The organism is Mesorhizobium sp. M0306 (assembly GCF_040321655.1).
Classification (GTDB): Bacteria; Pseudomonadota; Alphaproteobacteria; order Rhizobiales; family Rhizobiaceae; genus Mesorhizobium.
Map to the genome: position 1 here is coordinate 54,279 of NZ_JAMYRY010000005.1, position 15,457 is coordinate 69,735.

Consider the following 15,457-nt stretch of genomic DNA (forward strand, 5'->3'; position numbering starts at 1 on the left):
CCGCCGGGCGCATGCCAGCCAAGCCTCGCGCCGGCGTCTGGCGACGTCTGCTAAAACGGCCTCTCGCTTTGCTCGGCCTCGGGATTATTGCCCTTGTCTTGGCCGGCGCCATTCTTGCACCGTGGCTGACAGGCTACGATCCGAACGAGCAGATGTTCGACGGGCTCACGCTTGAAGGCGCGCCACTGCCGCCGGGAGCCCAGTTCTGGCTGGGCACCGACCTGCTTGGCCGCGACCTGCTGACCCGTCTCCTCTTCGGTGCGCGCACGTCGCTGATCATCGGCATCGTCGCCAATGGCGTGGCGCTTCTAATCGGCACGCTGGTCGGCATCACCGCCGGCTATTTCCGCGGCTGGATCGGCAGCGCGCTTATGCGCTTCACCGATTTGATGATGGCCTTCCCGGCGCTGCTGCTCGCCATCTGCCTGGCGGCGGTGCTCCAGCCGAGCCTGTGGATCGTCGCCATGGTGATCGCATTGGTGAACTGGGTGCAGACCGCCCGCGTCATCTACACCGAGACAAGTTCGCTCGCCGAGCGCGAGTTCATCGATGCCGAGCGCACTATCGGCGCAAGCGCCCCACGCATCCTGTTTCGTCATATCCTGCCGCACCTTTTGCCGACGATCATCGTCTGGGGCACGCTCGGCATCTCGACCACTGTGCTTCTGGAAGCGACGCTCAGCTATCTCGGTATCGGCGTGCAACCGCCGACTGCTTCCTGGGGCAACATCATCTTCGAAAACCAAACCTATTTCCAGGCAGCGCCCTGGCTGGTTTTCTTTCCGGGTGCGGCGATCCTGGCGCTGGCGCTAGCCTTTAACCTGGTCGGCGATGCGTTGCGCGACATTCTCGATCCGACGCAAAGGGGGCGGGCATGATCGCCTATCTCGGCCGTCGCGTTGTCCAGTCCGTGCTCATCTTGCTCGGCGTCTCTCTGATCACCTTTGCGTTGCTCTATCTGCTGCCCGCCGATCCTGTCCGCCAGATCGCCGGCCGCAGCGCCACGCCCGAGACAGTCGAGAACATCCGCCGGCAGCTCGGCCTCGACCAGCCCTTTGTCGTCCAGTACTGGCACTACCTGACCAGCCTGCTCAGCGGCGATCTGGGTCGCTCCTACATTCAGCGCTCGGAGGTCACGGAGCTGATCGTCTCGCGGCTGCCGGCAAGCCTGCTGCTGATGGTCGGCGCCATTGCTTGCGAAGTCGTGATCGGGCTGACGATGGGCCTCATCGCCGCCGTCAAGCGTGGCACCGCAACCGACCAGTCGCTGATGGTCGCCTCCTTCGTCGGCGTCTCGGCGCCGCAATTCGTCGTCGGCCTGCTGCTGCTTTACGTGTTCGCGGTGCGGCTCGGCTGGTTCCCGATCGGCGGTTATGGCACCTGGCGTCATCTGGTGCTGCCATCGCTGACCATGGGAATTCTCGGCGCCGGCTGGTACGCCCGCATGATGCGCACGTCGATGATCGACGTGCTGCGCCAGGATTACGTGCGTACCGCGCGTGCCAAGGGTCTTGCACGCAGCGCCATTATCTTCCGTCACGCGCTGCCCAACGCCATCCTGCCGGTCATCGCCATGATCGGCATCGACATCGGCATCTTCATGGGCGGCATCGTGGTTGTCGAAAGCGTGTTCGGCTGGCCAGGCATCGGCCAGCTAGCCTGGCAGGCCATTCAGCGCATCGATATTCCGATCATCATGGGGGTCACCCTGGTTTCGGCCTTTGCCATCGTGCTCGGCAATCTCCTGGCCGACACGGTCGCACCGTTCATCGATCCACGCATCAAGCTCAGATGAAAACAAAGAAAACCAGAGAAAGGGAACATGACATGGGAAAATATCTGATATCGACCGTGGCGGCATCGGCGCTTGCGCTGGTGCTTGGCATGACAAGCGTACGCGCCGAAGGCGCCGTCGATCCGAATGCCAAGCAGGGCGGCGCGATCACCATCACCTATAAGGACGACGTCGCCACGCTCGATCCGGCCATCGGCTATGACTGGCAGAACTGGTCGATGATCAAGAGCCTGTTCGACGGGCTGATGGACTACGAGCCGGGCACCACCAACCTGCGGCCCGACCTTGCCGAGAGCTACGAGATTGCGCCCGACGGCAAGACCTTCACCTTCAAGCTGCGCCACGGAGTGAAGTTCCACAATGGCCGCGAGATGACCGCCGACGATGTGAAATATTCGCTCGACCGGGTCACCAATCCAAAGACACAGAGCCCGGGTGCCGGCTTCTTCGGCTCGATCAAAGGCTATGACGACGTCGCTGCCGGCAAGGCGGAAAGCCTGGCGGGCATAACCGTCGTCGATCCCTACACGATCAAGTTCGAGCTGACCCGGCCCGACGCCACCTTCCTGCATGTCATGGCGATCAACTTCTCGCATGTCGTGCCGAAGGAAGAGGTCGAAAAATACGGCGCGGACTTCGGCAAACATCCGGTCGGCACCGGCGCCTTCAAGCTCGCCGAATGGAGGCTCGGCCAGCGCGTAGTTTTCGAGCGCAACCCGGATTACTGGCACAAGGGCCTGCCGCATCTCGACAAGATCACCTTTGAGATCGGCCAGGAGCCGATAGTGGCGCTGCTGCGGCTGCAGAAAGGCGAGATCGACGTTCCCGGCGACGGCATTCCGCCAGCGAAATTCCAGGAGGTGATGGCCGATCCCGAGCAGAAGGCCCGTGTCGTCGAGGGCGGCCAGTTGCACACCGGCTATATCACCATGAATACCACCATGGCGCCCTTCGACAATGTGAAGGTGCGGCAGGCGGTCAACATGGCGATCAACAAGGACCGCATCGTCCAGTTGATCAACAACCGTGCGGTGCCGGCCAATCAGCCGTTGCCGCCGTCGATGCCCGGCTATGACAAGGAATTCAAGGGCTATCCCTATGACGTGGCCAAGGCCAAGGCCTTGCTTGCCGAGGCCGGGCATCTCGACGGATTTGACACGCAGCTGTTTGCCATGAACACCGATCCCAACCCGCGCATCGCGCAGGCCATTCAGCAGGATCTGGCGGCGGTCGGCATCAAGGCCAGCATCCAGTCGCTCGCGCAGGCCAACGTCATCGCCGCCGGCGGCGACAAGTCCGGCGCGCCGATGATCTGGTCCGGCGGCATGGCCTGGATCGCCGACTTCCCCGATCCGTCGAACTTCTACGGCCCGATCCTCGGTTGCGCTGGTGCCGTCCCAGGCGGCTGGAATTGGTCGTGGTATTGCAACAAGGAGCTCGACGCCAAGGCAGCCGAAGCCGACTCCATCGTCGACCCGGCCAAGGCTGGCGAACGCGCCAAGATGTGGAGCGAGATCTACGGCAAGATCATGGAAGACGCGCCCTGGGCACCGGTGTTCAACGAGCAGCGTTTCACCATGAAATCGGCCCGCATGGGTGGCGCCGACAACCTCTATGTCGACCCGGTCCACATCCCGATCAACTACGACAATGTGTATGTGACCGATGTGCAATAACTGCGACTACACCATCCACGGGCGCCACCATCATTTCGGCTGGGACAATTCCTTTGTCCCGACCGAACGGGTCGCGCCAGGGTCGACGATCGAGTTCCAGTGCCTGGACTCGTCCGGCGGGCAGCTGACGATGGAGAGCACCGTCGACGATGTTGCTTTGCTCGACTTCGCCAAGGTGAACCCGGTTACTGGGCCAATCTATGTCGACGGGGCAGAGCCGGGCGATGCCCTGAAAATCACCATCGAGGCGTTCAAGCCGTCCGGCTTCGGTTGGACGGCGAATATCCCGGGATTCGGTCTGTTGGCGGATGACTTCACTCAACCGGCACTGAATATCTGGAAGTACGACGCCGCCTCGCTCGAACCGGCGCTGTTCGGCAAGAGCGGCCGGGTGCCGCTCAAGCCCTTCGCCGGCACCATCGGCAATGCCCCGGCTGAGCCGGGTCTGCATTCGGTGGTCCCGCCGCGGCGCGTGGGCGGCAATCTGGACATACGCGATCTTGCTGCCGGCACGGTGCTCTACCTTCCCGTAGAAGTCGCGGGAGCGTTGTTCTCGGTCGGCGACACGCACGCCGCGCAAGGAGACGGCGAGGTCTGCGGCACGGCGATCGAGAGCCCCATGAACGCCGTGCTGACGCTCGATCTGGTCAAGGATGCCCGGCTGCGGACGCCGCGTTTCACAACGCCCGGTCCGGTGTCGCGACATCTCGACGCCAAGGGCTATGAGGTGACAACCGGTATCGGGCCGGATCTCATGGACGGCGCCAGGAGCGCCGTCTCGCAGATGATCGACCTGCTCTCCGGCCGCTACCGCATGGATCCGGTAGACGCCTATATGCTCGTGTCGGTTTGCGGCGACCTGCGCATCAGCGAGATCGTGGACATGCCCAATTGGGTGGTTTCTTTCTACTTCCCCCGCTGCGTCTTTGAATGAAGGTGGAGGACATCAAACGATCCGGGCAGGCCGCTGCGGAGAGTGGCTCCGTCAGGCCGGTACTCAGCGTCTCAGGTCTGAGCGTCGCCGTACGCGGCGAGGAGGGCGAGCGCGACGTCGTTTCCGACCTCACATTCGGCCTGATGCGCGGCGAAACGCTTTGCATCGCCGGCGAGTCCGGTTCCGGCAAGTCGATGACGGCGCTGGCCATCATGGCCTTGCTGCCGCAGCCGGCGGCACGCATCAGATCAGGCTCCATCCGGCTCGGCGATCAGGATCTCGCGGCTCTCAGCGAGAGCGGTATGCGCCGCATCCGCGGCGACCGCATTGCCATGATCTTTCAGGAACCGATGACATCGCTCAATCCGGTTCTTTCCATCGGCCGTCAGCTCACGGAGGCGATCGAGGCACACACCTCGCTGTCGCGCTCCTACTCGCGGCTGAGGGCGCTCGAGGCGCTGAAGGCAGTACGAATTCCGGATGCCGAACGGCGGCTCGAGAACTATCCGCACGAACTCTCAGGCGGCATGCGCCAGCGCGTGATGATTGCCATGGCTCTGGCCCTGAACCCGGATGTGCTGATCGCCGATGAACCGACGACCGCCCTCGACGTCACGGTTCAGGGCGAGGTGCTGGAGCTGCTGCGCGACCTGCAGCGCGGGCACGGCACCAGCGTTATCCTGATCACGCACGACATGGGCGTCGTCGCCGAAATGGCGGACCGCGTCATCATCATGCGCGATGGCCGGATGGTCGAGCAGGGCAGGGCGACCGACATCTTCACCCGCCCGCAGGCCGATTATACGCGCGAGCTTCTGGCCGCCGTGCCGCGCATCGGCGGCGGACGGAAGGCCGAAGACCGACAAGATGCCGCCAACATGCCGGCCGAGCTTGTATCTGTCAGCGATCTTCACGTCCGTTTCGACCTGCACGGCGGCTTCTTCGGCCGCGTTGACCGCAGGGTGCACGCGGTCGAAGGCGTCAGTTTCTCGATCGCCCCGCACGAAACCCTGTCGCTGGTCGGCGAATCGGGCTGCGGCAAGTCGACGACGGCCAAGGCGATCGCCGGGCTGGTGCCCTACACCGGCAGCATTTCAATCGGCGGCCACGACCTGTCGGCGCTCAGTCGAAAGGAGCGCAAGGCTGTACGCCGCAATGTGCAGATGATCTTTCAGGATCCCTTCGCGTCCCTCGATCCGCGCATGCGAGTAGGCGATCTCGTCGCCGAGCCTCTGCTGATCCACGGCATCGGCGACAGAGAGCAGCGGCACGCCCAGATCGCCGCACTGTTCGAACGTGTCGGCCTCTCCGCTGACCAGATGGAGCGCTATCCCCACGAATTCTCCGGCGGGCAGCGCCAGCGAATCTGCATTGCACGGGCGCTGGCGCTGCGACCGAAGCTGATCATTGCCGACGAAAGCGTTTCTGCCCTCGACGTGTCGGTGCAGGCGCGCGTGTTAAGGTTGCTGAAGGAGCTGCAGCGCGAATTCGGCGTCGCATATCTCTTCATCTCGCACGACATGGCAGTGGTGGAGAACATCTCCGATCGCGTGGCGGTAATGTATCTGGGGCAGATCGTCGAGATGGGCACCCGCGACCAGATCTTCTCCAACCCGCGCCATCCTTACACAAAGCGGCTGATCGAAGCCGTTCCGGTTCCCGATCCAGGCCGCCGGCGCGCCCGGTTCGCCCGTTTGGACAGCGAAATTCCAAGCGCTGTGCGGCGCATCGGTGAGGAGCCCCGGAAACTCAAGCTCAAAGATGTTGGCGACGGCCACCTCGTCGCCACTGATCGAGCTTAGGCTGCCTCGTCCAGCCAATCCCGCAGAGGCTCGGGGACAGCTGCATACGTGATGTTCGAGCAGCGGAAAATGATCGGCGATGGCGCTCCCGCGGCAGCGCCGTTCGGCGATGCCGAGTTGGCAAGATCACCAGTTTACATCTGACATGTTAGCGTGCTAACGCTACGTGCACATTGATTTCAACGGAGATCGCATTGGCTTCCCGCTTTGGTCTTTCGGTTGCCCTAACCACACCCTTCGATCCGTCGGGGCAGATAGCACTCGCGCCGATGATCGCGCATGCCCGAACCTGCCTTGGCGCCGGCTGCAGCAGCGCGACGCTGTTCGGCACCACCGGCGAAGGAGCCTCGGTCGGCACCGACGAGCGGCGGATCGTCACCGAGGCCATGCTGGCGGCCGGTATTCCGGCACATCAGCTCGTCGCCGCAGTGCTGGTCGATGCAGCCGAAGATGCCGCCGATCAGGCCCGGCACGCTTTGCAGCGCGGCGTTCGCAACATTCTGCTCGCTCCGCCGAGCTACTTCAAGAATGTCGGCGAGGACGGGCTGTTCGGATGGTTTTCCGCCGTTTTCGCCGCACTCGGTCCGCTGGCGCGCGACGTGCTGCTCTATAACATCCCCTCAGTCACCATGGTGCCGCTCCCGCTTGGGCTGATTGGCCGGCTGCGCACCGCCTTTCCCGCTGTAGTGGCCGGGGTGAAGGATTCCGGCGGGGACTGGAGCTACAGTGAGGCGCTGCTTGAAGCGCACGGCGATCTGGTGATCCTCATCGGCGACGAACGGCATCTGGCGAGAAGCGTACGCCGCGGCGGACAGGGTGCGATTTCCGGCATGGCTAATTTTGTTACCGGCGAAATCGGCGCAATGGTCGAAGACGGCCGCGACGACCCACGCGTCGAGGACTTCGTGCTCGAATTGCTCAAATACCCGGTCACGCCGGCGGTGAAGGTCATGGTCGCGCGCAAGACCGGCGACGAGCGCTGGCTGGCGGTCCGCCCGCCCCTGGAGGCGATCGGCCCGCAAGGACAGCGGCAGCTTGCTGCTGCCTACAACAGGCTGTTTGCGACAGAGGCGGCCTGACCGACAAGGCCGGGCTGACCGACAAGGAAGCGAGCTGAAGTGGAAGACGGCAGCGAACCGATCACTCTCCGGGAGAAAGCCTATGCTAGCTTCACGCGGCATTTGCTGGCCCGCGATCTGCGGCCGGGGCAGTTCGTGTCACAGCGCGAACTGGTCGCTTTCACCGGACTGCCGCTGGGTGCCATTCGCGAGATCGTCCCGCGTCTCGAGGCCGAGGGACTGCTGACCACCATCCCGCAGCGCGGCATGCAGATCGCGCATATCGATATCAATCTGATACGCGAGGCGTTTCAGTTTCGGTTGTTCATGGAACGCGAGGCAGTGGCGCTATTCACGACCAGCGCTTCTGACGCCGAACTTGCCCGCATGCGGCGCGAACATGAGGAGATGCTGGCGCAAGCTCTGGGACAGGCGCCGACGCCGGAAATGGAAGCCAAGGCCCAGAACATCGACTGGGCGATGCACGATACCTTCATCAATGCGCTCGGCAACGAGATTATCGCCAAGGCCTATCTGGTCAACTCGGTGAAAATCCGGCTGATCCACCAGGAGCGTTTCCGCATCGACGGACGTGTGGTGCCGGTGATGCGCGAACATTTGGCGGTCATCGAAGCCATGGAGAGCCGCAATCCGCAAAAAGCGGTTGAAGCGATCAGTCTGCATATCGACAATGCGCGCCGGCTGGCGCTCCAGATCTGAGGAAATATAGCCGCGCCGCGGTTCGCGACGCATCCACAACGACAGCAACCGGGAGGAAGAAATGTCGTCCAATCTGTTCAACCCAACCAGGACGCAATTCCTTGCCGGAACCGCGGCGCTCACCGCTGCCGGCCTTGTGGGGCTTCGCCCCGGCCTTGCCGCAGGCCTCGACTGGAAACGCTTTGCCGGGACGACGCTTGACGTCAATCTGGTGAAAAGCCCGCGCAGCGACACCATCCTGAAATATCTCGCCGAGTTCGAGGAACTGACCGGCATCAAGGTCAATGCCGAGGCCACGCCCGAGCAGCAGCAGCGCCAGAAGACGGTGATCGAGCTGAGCTCGGGCAAGCCGAGCTTCGATGTCGTGCATCTGAGCTACCACGTGCAGAAGCGCCAGTTCGAGAAGGGTGGCTGGCTGGCCGACATCGCCGGCTATCTCGCCGATCCGTCGCTCACCGACCCGGCGCTGATCGAAAGCGACTTCGCCGAAGCCGGCATGCTGTTTGCCAAGGACGGCCAGGGCGTGCTGCGCTCACTACCCTTCTCGGTGGACTACTGGATCCTCTATTGGAATAAGGAGCTGTTCGAGGCCAAGGGCCTCAAATACCCCGAGACCTTCGAGCAACTGGTGGCCGCCGCCGAAGCGCTGACCGACCCGTCGACCAATACATACGGCTTCGTCGCCCGCGGGCTCAAGAACGCAAACACGCCAGTGTGGACGTCGCTGATGCTCGGCTACGACATGACGCCGCTCGATGACAAGGGCAAGCTGCGCACCGAGGCTCCCGAGGCGATCGAGGCTGCCGCGCTCTATCAAAGATTGATGACCAAGTCCGCCCCTCCGGGCGTCACCGGGTTCAATTGGGCCGAAGCACAGTCTGCCTTCCTGCAAGGCAAAATCGGCATGTGGCTCGACGGCGTGGGCTTTGCCCCGCCGATGGAAAATCCGGAAAAATCGAGAGTGGTCGGCAAGGTCGGTTACGGCGTCATGCCCAAGGGTCCCAAGGCGCATGCCTCGGGTACCTTCGGCGACGGGATTGGCGTTACCGCCGCCAGCGAGAAGAAGGAGGCCGCCTATCTGTTCTGCCAGTGGGCGGTATCGCCAGCCATGGGCGCGCGGCTGTTGCAGGCCGGCGCCGGCGTTCCATTCCGCAAATCCGTGCTGGAGGATCCCAAGGTGCGCGAAGGCGTCACCATGCCGGCAAGCTGGCTCGATGCCGTGGTCGGCTCGGGCAATATCAGCCGGCTGGCGCTGCCGGTCATCATCCCCGTCACCGAATTCCGCGACATCTATGGCGTGGCGCTGACCAACATGATTGCCGGCGCCGATCCCGCCGCGGAGCTGAAGAAGGCCACTGAGCAGTTCCAGCCGGTTCTCGACAGGAGCGAGCAGGGCTGATGTCAGCCACCACCCCAGAACAGACCGGGGTGACGATGCCGGTTATCGACGGGAGCCAGACGATCCGGCTGGCTCCCAACTACTGGCCCTTCGTTGTCCCCGCACTCGTCGTCGTCGGCGCCGTCATCGTTTTCCCCTGGGCTTTCACCCTGTGGATGAGCGTCAATCGCTGGACGCTCGGCCAGTCGCGGAGCTTTGCCGGGATGGAAAACTATCTCCGCCTGGCCAGCGACCCACGGTTCTGGGAATCCCTTGTTCATACATTGACCTACACCTTCCTCTCGGTTGCAGCGCCGATGCTCCTGGGCACTCTGGCCGCCCTGATCTTCGATGCCAGGTTTCCGCTGCGCGGCTTGCTGCGCGGCGTCTTCGTCATGCCGATGATGGCAACGCCCGTTGCCGTGGCACTGGTCTGGACCATGATGTTCCATCCTCAGCTCGGCGTGCTCAACTACCTGCTGTCGCTGGTCGGCATCCCGGCTCAGGAATGGATATTCAACGCCAACACGGTCATCCCGTCGCTTGTTGCGGTCGAGACCTGGCAGTGGACGCCGCTGGTCATGCTGATCGTGCTTGGCGGGCTGGCCTCGGTGCCGCGCGAGCCCTTCGAAAGCGCCGAGATCGACGGCGCCAATGCCTGGCAGCAATTCCGCTATCTCACTCTGCCGATGATCGCACCGTTCCTGATGATCGCGGTCATCATCCGCACCATCGATGCCTTGAAGAGTTTCGACATCATCTACGCGATGACCCAGGGCGGCCCGGGCACGGCGTCGGAGACCATCAACATCTATCTCTACAACACCGCCTTCTCCTACTACGATATCGGCTACGGCTCGGCCATGGCCGTGGTGTTCTTCATTGTCATCGTGGCCCTGTCCTTCGTGCTGCTGATGCTGCGCCAACGCTCGCAGTGGATCGATACGGAGGGCAAATAGATGAGTTCACGGCTACTCAACCAGATCGGTCTGTTTTTCGCTGCCCTGGTTTTCGTCTCGCCGGCGATCCTGTTCTTCCTCTGGATGATCTCGCTGTCGCTGAAATTCGAGATCGACAACGGTGCCTATCCGCCGATCCTGATCCCGGAACGTTTCGCCTGGTCGAACTATGTAAAGGTGTTCGAGGAGAACAATTTCCTGCTCTATCTCTGGAATTCGGTTCTGGTGACCGGCACGGCGACCTTGCTGGCGCTGCTGATCGGCGTACCGGCCGGCTATGGCATCGCACGGCTCAAGGCTGAACGATCGGCGGTCGTCATCATGATCGCCCGCATGACGCCTGGGCTATCCTATCTCATCCCGCTGTTTCTGCTGTTCCAATGGATCGGGATACTCGGCACGCTGTGGCCGCAGATCATCATCCATCTGGTGGTGACGGTGCCGATCGTGGTGTGGGTGATGATCGGCTATTTCGAGACCACGCCGATGGAACTGGAAGAGGCGGCCAACATCGACGGCGCCAGCTCCTGGCAGGTTTTCCGGCTGGTTGCCCTGCCCATCGCCAAGCCGGGCATCGTCGTCGCGTTCATCCTGTCCGTGATCTTCTCGTGGAACAATTTCGTCTTCGGCGTGGTGCTCGCCAGCCGTGAGACGCGCACCCTGCCGGTCGCCGTCTACAACATGCTGTCCTACGAGCAGGTGAGCTGGGGGCCGCTCGCCGCGGCGGCGCTGGTGGTGACCCTGCCGGTGCTGATCCTGACCATGTTCGCGCAAAGGCAGATCGTCGCGGGGCTGACCGCCGGCGCCGTCAAGGGCGGCTGAGGGGCGCGCCCTGACATCACTCTTTTCCAGGAAAGATCCAATGGCATCGGTAACGATCAACAACGTGCAGAAGGCCTTCGGGGCCACCAAGATCATTCACGACGTCAGCGTCGATATCGCCGACGGCGAGTTCGTCATCCTGGTCGGTCCGTCGGGATGCGGAAAATCGACGCTGCTGCGCATGATCGCAGGCCTTGAGACGATCTCCGGCGGGAAGATCGCCATCGGCGAGCGTATGGTCAACAATCTGCGGGCACGGGACCGGAACATCGCCATGGTGTTCCAGAATTATGCGCTCTATCCGCACATGACTGTGGCCGACAATATGGGCTTTGCCCTGAAGATCAAGAAAGCCGACCCGACCGATACCGCTGGCCGGGTCAGGAAGGCAGCCGGCATCCTCGGCCTGGAAAAGCTGCTTGACCGCTATCCGCGCCAGCTTTCGGGCGGCCAGCGCCAGCGCGTCGCCATGGGTCGCGCGATCGTACGCGACCCGCAGGTTTTCCTGTTCGACGAGCCGCTCTCCAACCTCGACGCCAAGTTGCGCGTCCAGATGCGCGGTGAGATCAAGGCCCTGCACCAGCGGCTGGGTACCACGACGATCTATGTCACGCACGACCAGATCGAGGCGATGACGATGGCCGACAAGATCGTCGTGCTGCATGACGGCCTGGTCGAGCAGATCGGCGCGCCGCTGGACCTCTATGACCATCCGGCCAATCTCTTCGTTGCCGGGTTTATCGGCTCGCCCGCCATGAACTTCATTGCCGGCCGCATCGAGGAGGGCGTGTTTCGCAGCGCCGGCGGGTTGGTCCTGCCGTTGCCGGAAGGCGCCCAGCCGGCGGATGCCGCAGGACGCGAACTCGTCTACGGCATTCGCCCGGAACATATCCGGGCGACGGGACAAGGTATGCCGGGCACGGTCACGCTTCTCGAGGCGACAGGCTCGGAAATCTTCGCCAGGGTCGACTGCTCCGGTGAAGAAATCTCCTGCCTTTTCCGAGAAAGGCTTGCGCTGAAGCAAGGCGAAGGGGTGCGGATCGAGATCGACCGCGCATGTGCGCATCTGTTCGACGCCGAAACTGGTCGGCGCATCTGACTCGGTGGTCCGGTGAATGCGTGGTCGGCCTAGGTCGGCAAAGCGAATTCACCGGCGAGTTCGATGGCGCGGCCTTCGCGGGCCGATCTCTCGGCGGCGAGGCCCATGACGACGGCCCACCAGCCGTCTTGCAAGGTCACTTCCACTTTGCCTTGCCCGCGCACCGCAGCGGTGAAGCGGGCGTGCTCGAAATAGGTCGAACCATTATGGTCGCCTGCCTCGAGCAGCCGGGGGTCGACGGGAATCTCCAGCAGGCGTGGTCCAGGCGGATTGCGCGGGCTGACGATCAACTGGGGCACTGGCGCAGGGCCAAGGTGGGTCGGCCAGAAACGGCCTGGTCCGGGCACCAGACATTCGATCTTTCCGTCGCCGCCGACAGCGCAGAGTTCCTCCTGGTAGCGGCTGCCCTGGGCAAACATGCACAGTTCCAGCATGGCGCGCGCGCCGCTCGCGAAATCAGCCAGCACATAGCCATGGTCAACGATATCCGGCCTCTCACCGCCATAGCGTTCGTCGAGATGGTTTACGGCCTGTCCAGCGCTCGCCATCACGCGGACGGGGTCGGATCCGAGTATCAACCGCATCAGATCGAAGAAGTGGCAGCACTTCTCGACGAACGTGCCGCCGGTGTTGCGGTTGAACCGGTTCCAGTCGCCGACCTTCGTCAGAAACGGGAAGCGGTGCTCGCGGACCGTCAGCATGCGGATGCCGCCGGTGGCGTGGCGGGCCTGCTCGACGAATGCGGCGACGGGAGGCATATAGCGATATTCCATGGCCACCCAGACGAGCGGAAGCCGAGCTTTCAACGCCGCGATCCGCCCCTCGTCGGCGGCCTCGGTGAAGGGCGGTTTTTCCACCAGCACCGGCAGCGGTCGAAGTGCGGCGATCTCCTCCATCTGACTGAGGTGATGGTGGTTGGGGCTGGCAATCAAGACGCAGTCCACCTCGTCCATGGCCAGCAGTTCGGCGATCGACGCCGCCGATCGCGCGCCCGACGCCGTCGCCAGCGATGCTGCCAACATGCCGGGGTCCGGCTCGAAGATCGCTGCCACATGCGCGTCGGGCAACAGGGCGATGTTGCGGATGTGCTCGCGGCCCATCATGCCGCAGCCGATGATGCCGTAGCCGATCGATGATCTGGTCACGCTGCGACTTCCTCCGGCCTATCTGAAACGCGTGACGTACCGCGCCGCGCCCGGATCGAACCAGCTGCGGGAATATTCCGCGCTGGCGCCGTCGCCAGCCCAGGCGATACGTTCAATGAAACCCACAACCGTCCCCGGCGGTGGCCTGAACTCGAGCGGGGCCCAGTCCGGCGCGGGCGCGACGGCGACATGGTCTTCGGCGCGAACGATCGAAAAGCCGAGCGCGAGCCGGTAGTGGAGATAGAGGGATTCCGACAAGTCCTCGCGCTTGAGCCGCTCGGCGCGGCTGGCGTCGAGCCAGATCTCTTCGACCGCGGCCGGCTCGCCGTCGAGCCGCCGCAGCCGGCGTATACGGTGGGCTTCGCCGGCGCTGCCGAATTGCGGCAGGTCGGCGGGCTTGGGCAGCCGCTCGATGGATAGCACGTCGGCGCTCGGCAGGCCGCCACCGCCGATGCGCTCCAGGCGAAAGAAGGCATAGATCCCGAGCAACTCGCCGCGCGCCCGCACATAATTGCCCGAGCCCTGGATGCGATCGAGAAGCCCCTTTTCCGTCAAATCGGCAAGCGCGCGCCTGAGCGTGCCGACGGCAATCCCCAGGCTCGCGGCCATCTCTCGCTCGGGCGGCAGCCGCGCCCCGTCGGCCAGCCGTCCGGCCGCGATTTCGCGGATCAGCATTTCGCTGGTCTGCAGGTGCACAGGCAAGGGGCCGCGCATCTGGCTGGACCGGTGGCCGGGGTCCGCCCTTGTCAAATGCATCCGGTGCTCCAATCGCATCCCGGTTTCGGGTTTGGCCGCAAAAAATTGATACAGTATTGATCTACACAAAAACGAATGCTACGCAAGCCCTATTCGCAGCTCCGGACGTCATTGAAGAGTGGCCCGGACGTCTTTTCTGAAGAGTGGCAATGAGCATCGTCCCAATCACTTCGCCGGACCTCGACGCAGCCGAAGTCTCGTGGTTCGCCGCACTCTGCTCGGATGACTATCGGTATCTCGGCGTGCCGCACGGCGCGCTGCGCTCAAGCTGGGCGCATTGCTCCGAGATCGTGAAAACGTCCGAGGAACTCGGTTTCCGCAACATCTTGTGTCCGTCGTCCTATCAGGTCGGCCAGGACACGCTGAGCTTCGTTGCCGGCTGCGCGCCGATCACGTCGAAGATCAATCTGCTTGCCGCTGTGCGCTGCGGCGAGATGCAGCCGATCATGCTGGCGCGCACGATTGCCACGCTGGACCACATGCTGGAAGGCCGGCTGACGGTGAACATTATTTCGTCGGACTTTCCGGGCGAGACAGCCGACAGCGCCTACCGCTATCAGCGTTCGCGCGAGGTGGTGCAGATACTGCGCCAGGCCTGGACCAGCGACAGCATCGATTTCGAGGGCGAGGTCTATCGCTATAAAGGGCTCTCGACGGCGCCGGCGAAGCCTTATCAGCAGAATGGCGGCCCGCTGCTCTATTTCGGCGGTTATTCGCCCGACGCGCTCGAGCTTTGCGCCGAACAGTGCGACGTCTACCTGATGTGGCCGGAAACCAGGGAGGAGCTCGCCGGCCGCATGAGAGCCGTCCACCAGCGCGCCGAGCGTCATGGGCGGACGCTCGATTACGGCCTGCGCGTCCACATGATCGTGCGCGATACCGAGGCCGAGGCAAAGGAATATGCCCGGGAGCTGGTTTCGAGGCTGGACGACGAGCAGGGCAGGGCGATCCGCGAGCGCGCGCTCGACGCCCGATCGCTCGGCGTATCGCACCAGGCCAGGAACCGCCAGATCGCCGATGCCGAAGGTTATGTCGAGCCGCATCTGTGGACGGGCGTCGGGCGGGCGCGCTCTGGCTGCGGCGCGGCGCTGGTGGGCTCGACCGATCAGGTTCTGTCGGAAATCGAGGCGTATATGAAGATGGGGATCCGCGCCTTCATCTTTTCCGGCTACCCGCATCTCGACGAGGCGCGTCATTTCGGCACCAAGGTGTTGCCTCAGCTCAAGACATGCTCGCTCCCGCACGCCTATGGCCGTGTGCCGGAACGGATCCCGGCGACACCACTGGGAACGGGAGAGCGCCGCTGATGGAGC

14 protein-coding genes are annotated in these 15,457 nt (G+C 63.4%); 12 read left to right on the forward strand and 2 right to left on the reverse strand.

All coding sequences use genetic code 11. From position 1 onward, the window contains the following. The first annotated feature begins 11 nt into the window (after positions 1–11). The 11 genes from NKI95_RS10420 (at position 12) to NKI95_RS10470 (ending at position 12,243) form a co-directional block, all read left to right on the forward strand. On the forward strand, positions 12–878 hold the full coding sequence (locus tag NKI95_RS10420; protein WP_352716749.1) for an ABC transporter permease: 867 nt from the start codon (positions 12–14) through the stop codon (positions 876–878). Next, positions 875–1,795, forward strand: a complete 921-nt coding sequence (locus tag NKI95_RS10425) for an ABC transporter permease (RefSeq protein WP_352716479.1) — start codon at positions 875–877, stop codon at positions 1,793–1,795. Before NKI95_RS10420 ends, NKI95_RS10425 begins: the two co-directional genes overlap by 4 nt. A gap of 32 nt (positions 1,796–1,827) precedes the next feature. Then, positions 1,828–3,471, forward strand: a complete 1,644-nt coding sequence (locus NKI95_RS10430; protein ID WP_352716481.1) for an ABC transporter substrate-binding protein — start codon at positions 1,828–1,830, stop codon at positions 3,469–3,471. Continuing rightward, positions 3,461–4,405: an acetamidase/formamidase family protein gene (locus tag NKI95_RS10435; RefSeq protein WP_352716483.1), complete on the forward strand. Its 945-nt coding sequence runs from the start codon at positions 3,461–3,463 to the stop codon at positions 4,403–4,405. Before NKI95_RS10430 ends, NKI95_RS10435 begins: the two co-directional genes overlap by 11 nt. Further along, a complete protein-coding gene (locus tag NKI95_RS10440) occupies positions 4,402–6,207 on the forward strand; it encodes an ABC transporter ATP-binding protein (RefSeq protein WP_352716485.1) in 1,806 nt (601 codons plus the stop codon). Before NKI95_RS10435 ends, NKI95_RS10440 begins: the two co-directional genes overlap by 4 nt. Before the next feature lie 194 nt (positions 6,208–6,401). Continuing rightward, positions 6,402–7,286: a dihydrodipicolinate synthase family protein gene (locus NKI95_RS10445; RefSeq protein ID WP_352716487.1), complete on the forward strand. Its 885-nt coding sequence runs from the start codon at positions 6,402–6,404 to the stop codon at positions 7,284–7,286. 39 nt (positions 7,287–7,325) lie between these two features. Further along, positions 7,326–7,985, forward strand: coding sequence for a GntR family transcriptional regulator (locus tag NKI95_RS10450; protein WP_023674176.1), 660 nt, complete (start codon positions 7,326–7,328; stop codon positions 7,983–7,985). A gap of 61 nt (positions 7,986–8,046) precedes the next feature. After that, positions 8,047–9,384, forward strand: a complete 1,338-nt coding sequence (locus tag NKI95_RS10455) for an extracellular solute-binding protein (protein WP_352716489.1) — start codon at positions 8,047–8,049, stop codon at positions 9,382–9,384. A gap of 35 nt (positions 9,385–9,419) precedes the next feature. Beyond that, positions 9,420–10,322, forward strand: coding sequence for a carbohydrate ABC transporter permease (locus tag NKI95_RS10460; protein ID WP_245274609.1), 903 nt, complete (start codon positions 9,420–9,422; stop codon positions 10,320–10,322). Beyond that, the gene (locus NKI95_RS10465; RefSeq protein WP_023674179.1) at positions 10,323–11,144 is read left to right on the forward strand and encodes a carbohydrate ABC transporter permease; all 822 of its coding nucleotides are present in this window, start codon (positions 10,323–10,325) and stop codon (positions 11,142–11,144) included. Between the two features lie 40 nt (positions 11,145–11,184). Continuing rightward, the gene (locus tag NKI95_RS10470) at positions 11,185–12,243 is read left to right on the forward strand and encodes an ABC transporter ATP-binding protein (RefSeq protein ID WP_352716491.1); all 1,059 of its coding nucleotides are present in this window, start codon (positions 11,185–11,187) and stop codon (positions 12,241–12,243) included. 29 nt (positions 12,244–12,272) lie between these two features. On the opposite strand, the gene NKI95_RS10475 is transcribed toward NKI95_RS10470, so the two are convergent. After that, positions 12,273–13,346 (reverse strand): Gfo/Idh/MocA family protein, encoded by a 1,074-nt coding sequence (locus NKI95_RS10475; RefSeq protein WP_502908387.1) that lies wholly within the window; start codon positions 13,344–13,346, stop codon positions 12,273–12,275. Between the two features lie 60 nt (positions 13,347–13,406). Next, positions 13,407–14,063: a GntR family transcriptional regulator gene (locus NKI95_RS10480; RefSeq protein ID WP_352716494.1), complete on the reverse strand. Its 657-nt coding sequence runs from the start codon at positions 14,061–14,063 to the stop codon at positions 13,407–13,409. Positions 14,064–14,293: 230 nt separating this feature from the next. Between NKI95_RS10480 and NKI95_RS10485 the strand changes: the two genes are divergently transcribed. Continuing rightward, positions 14,294–15,451: an LLM class flavin-dependent oxidoreductase gene (locus tag NKI95_RS10485; RefSeq protein ID WP_352716495.1), complete on the forward strand. Its 1,158-nt coding sequence runs from the start codon at positions 14,294–14,296 to the stop codon at positions 15,449–15,451. Positions 15,452–15,457 lie beyond the last annotated feature (6 nt).

Excerpts from the sequence above, each read along its gene's own strand:
- NKI95_RS10460 (WP_245274609.1), top strand. The coding sequence starts at position 9,420 with ATGCCGGTTATCGACGGGAGCCAGACGATCCGGCTGGCTCCCAACTAC.
- NKI95_RS10470 (WP_352716491.1), top strand. The coding sequence starts at position 11,185 with ATGGCATCGGTAACGATCAACAACGTGCAGAAGGCCTTCGGGGCCACC.
- NKI95_RS10440 (WP_352716485.1), top strand. The coding sequence starts at position 4,402 with ATGAAGGTGGAGGACATCAAACGATCCGGGCAGGCCGCTGCGGAGAGT.
- NKI95_RS10425 (WP_352716479.1), top strand. The coding sequence starts at position 875 with ATGATCGCCTATCTCGGCCGTCGCGTTGTCCAGTCCGTGCTCATCTTG.
- NKI95_RS10430 (WP_352716481.1), top strand. The coding sequence starts at position 1,828 with ATGGGAAAATATCTGATATCGACCGTGGCGGCATCGGCGCTTGCGCTG.
- NKI95_RS10485 (WP_352716495.1), top strand. The coding sequence starts at position 14,294 with ATGAGCATCGTCCCAATCACTTCGCCGGACCTCGACGCAGCCGAAGTC.
- NKI95_RS10465 (WP_023674179.1), top strand. The coding sequence starts at position 10,323 with ATGAGTTCACGGCTACTCAACCAGATCGGTCTGTTTTTCGCTGCCCTG.
- NKI95_RS10455 (WP_352716489.1), top strand. The coding sequence starts at position 8,047 with ATGTCGTCCAATCTGTTCAACCCAACCAGGACGCAATTCCTTGCCGGA.
- NKI95_RS10420 (WP_352716749.1), top strand. The coding sequence starts at position 12 with ATGCCAGCCAAGCCTCGCGCCGGCGTCTGGCGACGTCTGCTAAAACGG.
- NKI95_RS10480 (WP_352716494.1), bottom strand. The coding sequence starts at position 14,063 with ATGCTGATCCGCGAAATCGCGGCCGGACGGCTGGCCGACGGGGCGCGG.
- NKI95_RS10435 (WP_352716483.1), top strand. The coding sequence starts at position 3,461 with ATGTGCAATAACTGCGACTACACCATCCACGGGCGCCACCATCATTTC.
- NKI95_RS10475 (WP_502908387.1), bottom strand. The coding sequence starts at position 13,346 with ATGATGGGCCGCGAGCACATCCGCAACATCGCCCTGTTGCCCGACGCG.